The 9,167-nt window shown below is 60.7% G+C and carries 9 protein-coding genes; 1 reads left to right on the plus strand and 8 read right to left on the minus strand.

Translation table 11 applies throughout. From position 1 onward, the window contains the following. The 5 genes from P7F28_RS02900 to P7F28_RS02920 form a co-directional block, all read right to left on the minus strand. Window positions 1-582, minus strand: a 582-nt coding sequence (locus tag P7F28_RS02900) for a sugar phosphate isomerase/epimerase (RefSeq protein WP_277182937.1), incomplete at its 3' end; no start/stop codon positions are given. Then, on the minus strand, window positions 579-1,595 hold the full coding sequence (locus P7F28_RS02905) for an ABC transporter permease (RefSeq protein WP_277182938.1): 1,017 nt from the start codon (window positions 1,593-1,595) through the stop codon (window positions 579-581). The genes P7F28_RS02900 and P7F28_RS02905, both read right to left, overlap by 4 nt. Further along, complete coding sequence (locus P7F28_RS02910) at window positions 1,595-2,620, minus strand: ABC transporter permease (protein ID WP_277182939.1); 1,026 nt, start codon at window positions 2,618-2,620, stop codon at window positions 1,595-1,597. Before P7F28_RS02910 ends, P7F28_RS02905 begins: the two co-directional genes overlap by 1 nt. Continuing rightward, the gene (locus P7F28_RS02915; protein WP_277182940.1) at window positions 2,613-4,163 is read right to left on the minus strand and encodes a sugar ABC transporter ATP-binding protein; all 1,551 of its coding nucleotides are present in this window, start codon (window positions 4,161-4,163) and stop codon (window positions 2,613-2,615) included. The genes P7F28_RS02910 and P7F28_RS02915 overlap by 8 nt, the downstream gene beginning before the upstream one ends. Before the next feature lie 4 nt (window positions 4,164-4,167). Continuing rightward, on the minus strand, window positions 4,168-5,160 hold the full coding sequence (locus P7F28_RS02920; protein WP_277182941.1) for a substrate-binding domain-containing protein: 993 nt from the start codon (window positions 5,158-5,160) through the stop codon (window positions 4,168-4,170). Between the two features lie 379 nt (window positions 5,161-5,539). Here P7F28_RS02920 and P7F28_RS02925 point away from each other — a divergent pair, with 379 nt between their 5' ends. Next, window positions 5,540-6,595, plus strand: coding sequence for a LacI family DNA-binding transcriptional regulator (locus P7F28_RS02925; protein ID WP_277182942.1), 1,056 nt, complete (start codon window positions 5,540-5,542; stop codon window positions 6,593-6,595). 9 nt (window positions 6,596-6,604) lie between these two features. Here P7F28_RS02925 and P7F28_RS02930 read toward each other — a convergent pair whose 3' ends face one another. The 3 genes from P7F28_RS02930 to P7F28_RS02940 form a co-directional block, all read right to left on the minus strand. Then, the gene (locus P7F28_RS02930; RefSeq protein ID WP_277182943.1) at window positions 6,605-7,816 is read right to left on the minus strand and encodes a DUF2252 domain-containing protein; all 1,212 of its coding nucleotides are present in this window, start codon (window positions 7,814-7,816) and stop codon (window positions 6,605-6,607) included. Between the two features lie 59 nt (window positions 7,817-7,875). Continuing rightward, window positions 7,876-8,670, minus strand: coding sequence for an ABC transporter substrate-binding protein (locus P7F28_RS02935; RefSeq protein WP_277182944.1), 795 nt, complete (start codon window positions 8,668-8,670; stop codon window positions 7,876-7,878). Continuing rightward, on the minus strand, window positions 8,660-9,167 hold a 508-nt coding region (locus P7F28_RS02940), incomplete at its 5' end, for a DsbA family oxidoreductase (RefSeq protein WP_277182945.1). The genes P7F28_RS02940 and P7F28_RS02935, both read right to left, overlap by 11 nt.

The following is a 9,167-nucleotide window of genomic DNA, read 5'->3' on the forward strand; positions in this document are numbered from 1 at the left end:
GGGCTGCATAAAGTCGGATTCCTCGATATTCATGTGATACGTATCGAGGTGAACGACGACGTTCGGCGCATTGACTTCGTCGATCACCGCAAGCGCCTGCGATGCCGTGTTTATCAGATTACTCTCGTACCGATTCACCACTTCCAGCCCAAGCGTCACGTTCTTCTTCAACGCGAAATCCGCGATACGCTTGATCGCATCGATCGCATTGCGGCGGCCTTGCTTCGTCACTGGCGCGTTGTACTTGCCCATCGCGCCATAGAGAATGCCGCCGAAATAATTGCCGCCCAACTCCGACGTAACGGTGATGCCTTCCTCAAGCAAGGCGATGCCGCGTGCCACGGTCGCAGCGTCATCGCTGGAAACGTCGGCATCGAAAGTCAGACCACGTGAGCAGCCGAGCGATAGTTCGTATTCCTGCAATAAATCCCGCGTCAGCGCCAGGTCCATCACTTTCGGACCATGCAGCGACAGTTCGGCCAGGTCGTATCCCGCCGCCTTGGTCTGGCTCAGGACATGGCGCGTCGATTCGGGCGTCAGGTCACCGGCCCATACCAGAGCGTGTACGCCAAGCTTGTTCATTGTGCGACTCCTTGCGATGCGGTCACGCGCCTGCGGACCAGTGTTTGAGAAAGACCGTGTGCCCATGCCCAGCGGATGAACATCACGACAAGCAGGAAAACGCCCCATAACGCGGTGGCGAGATGCTGATTTGCGCCGAGTAAGTTGAGGCCCGACGCGATCACCTGAAGGATCACCAGCGCGATCACGACCGGCACCACGCGGCCGAATCCACCGAACGGATCGACACGGCCAAGAAAACACGCCAGCACGGAAATCAGCAGAAATGCTTCGCCGTGGCCCACGCGCACGGAGTTGAATTGCGCCGCCATCACCACGCCCGCGATGCCGCACATCAGGCCCGACAGCATGTAGATGCGCGTAACCGCACGCGTGGTCGCGATGCCGGAATAACGCGTTGCTTCGAGATTCGAGCCGATCATGCGTGTCGCGAAGCCGAGCCGCGAACGCGTCATGACGATATGCCACAGCAACGCGCACGCGAGAAAGATCAGCAGCGGTATCGGCACGCCTAAGAACACGCCGTTGCCCATTTCGCGCACCAGCGGTGGAAAGCCGGAAATATCGCCGCCGTGCGTGAGAAATTCGCCGAGGCCGCGCAGGAAGATCATCATCGAGAGGGAGACGAGAATCGGACTTGCACCGGTGCGCGCGATCACCGCGCCCATCACCCAGCCGGACGCTGCGCCCGTTGCGAGCGCCGCCGCAATGCCGAGCACGATTGCGCCCGCGCCTGCATCCGCGCCGCCATGCGTGTGCAGCACATAGGCCATCGCCAGGCCGGAAATGTTGGCCGTGAACGTGACCGCGAGATTGAAGCCGCCGGAGATCAGCGGCATCAGCATGGCGAGCGTGAAGAAGCCGAGTTCGGGCAACTGGAACGCCACTGAAACAAATGTACTCGTCGATAAAAACCGATCCGACGCGAAGCTCATGCCGATAATCACGATCGCCAGAAAGCCGAGCAATCCGGCGACATCTGCAGCGACAAATGATGATGAAGTTGATTTCATCAGGATACCTTTGCATCAGAAGAACCGAATCGCGTGCCGACAAGTTTCGCAAAGCCACCGCTCGACAACGTAATGGCGATCAGAATGATCGCGCCGATAATCATCTTGAACGCATACGGCGAGATGCCGAGCAAATTCAATCCGTTCGCGGTAATGGCGGTCAGCAGAATGCCGAGAATCGCGCCGAGAATAGTGCCGCGTCCGCCGCCCAGACGCGCGCCGCCGAGCACCACCGCTGCGAGCACATCGAGTTCGCGGCCATAGAACGCATTCGGCACGACTTCCTGCACGTAATGCGCCTGCATCAGTCCGGCGATACCCGCCATCATGCCAAGCCAACCGAACGCCACGTAGTGCATCGCGCCGATATTCACGCCGACGCGACGCGCGGCTTCGGGGTTATCGCCCATTGCGTAGAGTTGCCGGCCGATGGTCGTGCGCCGCAAGAGGAACCACGTCAGCGTAACCATCACGATCATCACCGCTACGGGCAACGCAAGATTCGCCGCGCCGCTCGGCGTGGTCAGATGCACGATATTCACGCGATCCACCCACCAGTCCGGCAGATCGTAGATCGAGACACCGCCGGTGAGGAACATCAGTCCTCCGAAGAAAACATTGAACGTAGCGATCGTGACCACGATCGACACGATCCGAAAGCGATAGATGATCGTCGCGTTGATCGCGCCGAGCAAAAAGCCGAAGCACGCCGCGACGATAAAGCCGAGTGCCCAGTTGCCGCCGCCGAGCCGCATCACCGTCAACGCAGTCAGATACTGCGCCACCGACGCGCCCACCGCGAACGAAATATCGATCCCGCCCGCGATCAGCACCACCAGCAAACCCGCCGCAAAAATGATGTTCACAGCGCTTTGATTGACGAGATCGAACAGATTCGGCAGCGTCAGAAACGTGGTCGTCGTCAGGCCAAGACCGATCACCATCACGGCGATCACGAGCATCAGCAAGGCTTCGATCGAGCCGATGCCGAGCTTGCCAAAGAAGGAGCGCAGCAAATCAGGCATGAACGTCTCGCTCGATGTTTTCCATGGTGGTGTCGCCCGGCACGTATTCCTTCACGATGCGCCCTTCGCGCATATGCAGAATGCGGTCGGCGTTGAAGTAGACCTCGGGGATTTCATCGGAGATCAGCAGGATCGCCATGCCTTCTGCCGCGAGCTTGTGGACGATCGCGAAAATGCCCGCGCGCGCGCCGACATCGACGCCGACCGTCGGGGAATCGAGTATCAAGAGCTTCGGTTGCGTCGCGAGCCATTTGGCAAGGACGATACGTTGCTGATTGCCGCCGGAAAGCGTGGACACTGCATCGTCCGGTTTGCCGATCTTCACGACGAGCTTTTGAATCCAGTCATCGATCAACGTAGCGCGCTTTTTCGCGGCGATCAGATGCGTTCCGTCGAGCAAATGATCGAGCACGGCCGCAACGGTGTTATCGCCGATGGATTGCGGCTGCACGAGTCCAAGCTGCAAGCGATCTTCCGATACATACGCAATCCCCGCGCGAATCGCATCGCGATTGGAGCGCAGCGACAGCGCGCGCCCTTCCATATGAATCGAACCGGCTGCGGGCTTCGTCATGCCGAACAGCGACAGCGCCACTTCCGTGCGGCCCGCGCCGAGCCGTCCCGTCATGCCGAGAATCTCGCCGCGTCGGATGGTGAACGAGATATCGCGATACTCGCGTCCGCGCGAAAGACCCTGCACGTCCAGCACGACCGGCGCTTTCGAGAGATCAGTGGAACGCACCTGATAGTCGAACGTGCGGCCTGTCATAAGCTCGGTGAGACGCGTCTGGGTCATGCCCGAAGTCGGAAATGTTCCGACGTACTGACCATCTCTGAACACCGTGACGCGCGTACAGACATCGAGCACTTCGGCAAGCCGGTGACTCACGAACACCACGGCAATACCATCCGCTGACAAGCGCCGCACGATCGTCAGGAGTGCCTGCGTTTCCGCGTGACTGAGCGATGCAGTCGGTTCATCCATGAAGACGAGACGCGCATCGCGCACCAGCGCGCGCGCAATCGCCACGATTTGCCGTTGTGCGATGGACAGCGAGCGCACCGACCGGTTCAGATCGATCGATACACCCAACCGCTCCAGAATGCGCCGCGCCGCCGCCTTCATCTTGCCGTAATCGACGAAGCGCGGACGGCCGCCGAGGTTTTGCTCGAACGCGATGTTTTCCGCCACGGTCATCTCGGGAAACAGCGCCAGGTCCTGCCAGATCACCTGAATGCCGAGCGAGCGCGCCCGCGCCGGATCGATGCCTTCGATCGATTCGCCATCCATCAACATGACAGCGCCCGGTTCCGGCTGATACACGCCGCTGATGATCTTGATCAGCGTGCTCTTGCCGCAGCCGTTTTCGCCTGCAAGACAGAGCACTTCGCCCGGCATCACATCGAACTTCACCGAACGCAGCGCGCGCACGCCGCCGAAGACTTTCGAAATCTCTTCGAGCTTCAGCAGCGGCTCATTCGACGCGACGCCGGTCTCTTGATCGACGCGTGCAGGACTATCAGTGGAAACGGCGTGGACCATGCGCTCAAAGACCCGTCTTGGCGAGATCGTCCACGGTCTTCTCGTTCAGATCGACGAGATTGTTGACGATCAGGTTATGCCCGTCCGGATGCACCACGCCCAGACCCGGAATATTGGTGCCGTCCTTGATCGGCTGACCCTTGGCGAGCATCGTGCCGATGGCCACGAACACTTCGCCCGCCACTTCCGGGTTCCACATGTAGCCGCCGGTGAGCACGCCGTCATGCACCAGACGACGGCCTTGTCCGGGCGAGAACGGCCCGAGCACGACGACCTTGCCCTTCGCCTGCTGTTCCTGCACCGCGCGCGCCGCACCGATCGGCCCCTGACTGCCGAACGCGAGAATGCCCTTCAGATTCGGATGCGCGCGCATCAGATCGAGCGCGGTCTTGCGCGAGGCATCGACATCTTCGGCTACGCCGTAGCGGTCGCCGACCAGAGTCATGCCCGGATAATTCGCCTTGATATACGCGATGGCCGCATCGGCCCAGGCGTTATGCAGCGGCACCGTCAGCGAGCCGACGAACACCGCGTATTCGCCCTTGCCGCCCAGCGCTTCGCCCAGCCGCTTGCCGTACGCCTCGCCGAAACCCTTGACCGACGCCAGTTCGAAATCCCAGTCCGCGTTCTGCTGTTTGGGCGATTCATGCGTGATGACCTTGATGCCCGCCGCCCGCGCGCGTTGCAGCACGGGTTCGAGCACTTGCGCATCGTTGGGAACCACGCCGATCACATCGACCTTCTGCGCGATCAGATCTTCGATCGCGCGCACCTGAAGCGCGGGATCGGCGCTGGTCGGTCCGATCATGAACGCCTTCACGCCAAGCTGATCGGCGCGCTTCTTGATGCCCGCGTCCATCGCGTTGAACCACGGAATCCCGCCGATCTTCACGACCACGCCGATCACCGGCTTGTCGGGCGATGCAAACGCCACGGGAATGGTCAAAGCAAGCGCGACTGCTCCGGCGCTCAACGCGCGGATGATGTTCTTGATCATTGTCTCCTCCGTCGAGCGGCCGGCCTCGCGCCGGGCTCAGGTTTTGAATCTCGGTCGATGTCGTGTCGAAAACCCGAGCGCGCGTCTTTTTTGGCTGCTAAAGTTGCTAAATCCATTTAGCACCTCGGGAGCCTGTATGCTGAATCTATTCAGCAAATGTTTCGACTCGTGAAAACCCTAGGGCCTGTTCACATATAAACGGCCACGCGAACGCCTGAAATCGGGCGCAGAGCAAGGAGTGAGGAGCGCCGTTTGGTTAGCCCAAACAAGCGACGATCGACGCCGCTATGCGCCCGATTTCGGGTGTTCCCGAAGGGTTGCCCATTGGGCAACGCGTGGTCGTTTATATGTGAACAGGCCCTAAATTGGAGCCAGCCGGATGGCAAGCAAAAGCACGGGACGCAAGTCCACGATCTACGACGTCGCCAAGGCGACCGGATCATCGACGGCGACCGTCAGCATGGTGCTCAACGGCACGTGGGCGCGGTATCGGATCAAGGAGGAAACGGCCAATCGCATCCTCGAACAGGCGCGCGCGCTTGGCTACAACGTCAACATGAAGGCGCGCGGGCTGCGGCTGTCTCGTTCGGGACTGGCGGGCATGGTGCTGCCGCATTATCGGAACCGCTTTTTTGCGGGCCTCGCGCAGACTTTCGAAGATCAGGCGCGCAGTCGTGGGCTGTGTCCGATTGTGGTCGGCACGCAGCGCGATCCGGATGTCGAAGTGAGCGTGACGGAGACTTTGTTATCGCAGCGCGTGGAGTTGCTGTTTATCGCGGGCGTGCGCAATCCGACGCCCTTGAATGCGCTATGCGCGGCGGCGGGCGTGCCGTCCATCAATCTCGATCTTCCGGGCGATGGCGCGCCGTCGGTGTTATCGGATCATCGCGCGGGCGCGCGGGCGATTACGGATGTGTTGATCGACAAACTGCTGGCGCGTGGTGGATCGCCGGACGAACTCGTATTGCTCGGCGGCGTGGCGGGCGAATACGCCACCGGAATGCGCATGGCAGGTTTTCGCGATGCATCCGATGCGCGCGGCCTGACGCCATCGGCGGATGCGATGGACTGCTGCGGTTACAACGCCGCCGCAGCCGCCGAAGCGCTTGCCGGTCGATATGCGAAAGCCAGTCGCCTACCCGCAGGATTACTGATGAATTCGATCACCGCGTTCGAAGGCATGGTGCGCTTCACGGCGACGCTGCCATCCGACGTGTTGAAATCGACCGTCGTAGGCTGCTTCGACTGGGATCCGTTCGCAGCCTACCTTCCCTTCGATGTGACGATGCTCCGGCAAGACGTGCAGCGCATCATCTCCGAAGCGTTCGTGCTGACCGAGAACTACGATCCGCAGAATCGCGCGCGCGTGCTCGTGCCGACCGGCTTCGGCAAGATGTTCGAAGAAGCCGAGCAGACCAAGGAGTTCGATCGCTGAATCTGTGCGTTATGTACCGGTGGCGTATCGACGGCAATGCTCCAGATAGCCCGCTTCGTGACTGCTCACCAGTTGCACGATGCTGTTCCACAACCACGACGGCGCATCGATCGTCTTCGAGCGATTGCGACGCAGTTCGGCAAGCCAGCTTTTGCGCGTGGACGCATCCATCTGACGCGCGTGCGCCTTGCCGACGACAGCGGCGAGATAGTGCGCGACGTGCATCGAATCGTCCTTATCGAGCTGATCGATTTCGAGCTTCAGATCTTGCGGCAACAACTCGCGGATCACGACAGCGCGGTCGAGCAGACGCGCGGCGCGCATGCGTTCGCCGAGAAACGGTGAGAGATGCCGCGCGCCTTCGACTACGCGCTGCGCGTTGTCACGCGGCATCGCGACATCTTCATAGCGGGGCGCGGCGGCTTTGACGCCTTCCTTGATATCCATGAGACACAGATCGTCTCCTTCGACGACACCGCCATCGACATCGAGCAACACTGCGAAACGCAGACGTCCGAGCGAGCTGCACCCTTTGACCCAATACGCTGCGTCGAGCACTTCGACATGGCCCGAGTCGTTGCGCCCTTTGAGCGATGTGGGCAACGTGGCGATGTTTTCATCGCGGAACAAGGCTTCGATTCCAGAGCGCTCTTGTTTGGTGAGCGGCCAGAAGCGCTTGCCTAAGGGAATCGTCAGCTTGAGGTCTTCGATGCGTTCCAGCGCGAGTTGCTGCCACGAGCGGCGCACGGCTTCTTTCATTGTCACGTGGACGGGCGCGGGGCGTTTCGTGAGCCGCGCGTTGCGCGTGAACGCCGATTGATAACCCGCTGCGAGCGCTTCGATCATGCGCACCACATTCAACCCCGACAGCGACGATCCGCGCGCGGCCGTGGCGAGCGAAAGTCCGAGGCGCACCAGATCGTGCGTCGGATTGCCGATCACGGTCTGATCGAGATCGCGGATCTGGATTTCGACTTTACCTTTCGCGTTGGCGACGGGACCGAGATTGCCGGTGTGGCAGTCGCCGCAAATCCAGATGGCGGGACCGTGTGGCAAGGCATCGCCGTTCGATTCGATCACCCATTCGTAGAAGCGCTCGGTGTTGCCGCGCACGTAGGCGTGCGGGGAACGGGCCATTTTAAGGCGACGTTGTTCGGTGAGGATGGGTTGGCGGTCTTGGGCTGAGGGGAAGCGTTGCTGCGATTTCTTGTTTTTGTTCATATAAGGCTCACGGTTGGATCGTATGGCTGAGCAAGCCAGGAGCAGAACGCGTGCCGGGTCTAATCCCCCGCCTTCGCCACCTCCACACCCTCAATCCGATGCCGCTTCAACGCCGCCTCCACAAACCCCGAATCCGCCATTTCCCTTACAAACTGCGCGACATACTCCGCCGCTTCCGCACCGCGCGATTTCGGCACGCCCATCGCTTGCCGAATGACCATGAAGCGCTCATCGAGCAAACGCAATCCGCCGGTTTTCGCCGCATCGCTTTCGAGCTGCTGTTTGACGCCCGCAGCAACATCGAGCCGTCGGTCGAGAAACGTCTGCACCACAGCAGGCGATCCCTGCACGCGCACGATGCTCGCCTGCTTCAACTCCCGCGTCAAAAACAAATCGTAGGCGCTACCCTCGCCGACCGCGACCGTCACGCCCGCGCGATCCACCTGCGCGTTTGTCGTAATCGGCGAATCATTGCGCACGAGGTAATAGCCTTCGATCAACACATACGGCGATGTAAAAGCAATCTGCTGCCCGCGCTTCGGACCGACGGCGAAGAAGCCGATATCCGCGCGATCCGCCGCGACGTTATCGACCGATGCGCCCGCCGAGCGCACCGGCATCAACTGCAAGGGCACATGCAGACGCCTGGCAAGCTCCGTCGCCAGATCGACGGATACGCCCACAGGCTGACCACTTTGCGGATCGATACTCGCCAGAACCGGATTACCCAGATTGATCGATGCCCGCAACACGCCTTCCGGCGCCAGCGCTTCGATCAGCGACGCATCCTGCGCCCGCGCGCCGCTCGCCAGCACGAACAGACCCGTCGCGAAGACCAGCGATTTAAGCCTCATCGATCATCTTCCGAATGGCTTCTTCGAACGCTTCAGAAGGCTGGCCGCCACTCACCAGATATTTGCGATCGAAGATAAACGCAGGCACCGATTGAATGCCAAGTTGCTGAAATTCGCGTTCTTCGGCGCGCACGTCATCGGCATACTCGCCGCTTTCGAGCACGTCGCGCGCTTTCGCTTCATCCAGTCCCACGCTTCGTGCAGCTTCTAAAAGCACCTGAAAATCAGCGGGATTTTTGCCTTGACCGTGATACGCCCGCAGCAACGCAAGCTTCAACGGCAATTGCTTCCCTTCGATCCGCGCCCAATGCAGCAAGCGATGCGCATCGAACGTATTCCACACATACTCGCGATGCCCAAACTCGAAGCCCTCGCTCGCGCCACGCTCATGCAGCATGGCCTGCGCTTCCTGAATCTGCGCAGGCGTACGCCCATATTTACGCCCCAGATAATCGACGATACGCTCGCCGTCCGGTCCCATATCGGGGTTCAGTTCG

The sequence above is a fragment of the Caballeronia sp. BR00000012568055 genome, from assembly GCF_029439455.1.
Classification (GTDB): Bacteria; Pseudomonadota; Gammaproteobacteria; order Burkholderiales; family Burkholderiaceae; genus Caballeronia.

Coding starts and splice junctions, on each gene's coding strand:
- P7F28_RS02925 (WP_277182942.1), top strand. CDS start 5,540: ATGGCAAGCAAAAGCACGGGACGCAAGTCCACGATCTACGACGTCGCC.
- P7F28_RS02920 (WP_277182941.1), bottom strand. CDS start 5,160: ATGATCAAGAACATCATCCGCGCGTTGAGCGCCGGAGCAGTCGCGCTT.
- P7F28_RS02910 (WP_277182939.1), bottom strand. CDS start 2,620: ATGCCTGATTTGCTGCGCTCCTTCTTTGGCAAGCTCGGCATCGGCTCG.
- P7F28_RS02935 (WP_277182944.1), bottom strand. CDS start 8,670: ATGAGGCTTAAATCGCTGGTCTTCGCGACGGGTCTGTTCGTGCTGGCG.
- P7F28_RS02905 (WP_277182938.1), bottom strand. CDS start 1,595: ATGAAATCAACTTCATCATCATTTGTCGCTGCAGATGTCGCCGGATTG.
- P7F28_RS02915 (WP_277182940.1), bottom strand. CDS start 4,163: ATGGTCCACGCCGTTTCCACTGATAGTCCTGCACGCGTCGATCAAGAG.
- P7F28_RS02930 (WP_277182943.1), bottom strand. CDS start 7,816: ATGAACAAAAACAAGAAATCGCAGCAACGCTTCCCCTCAGCCCAAGAC.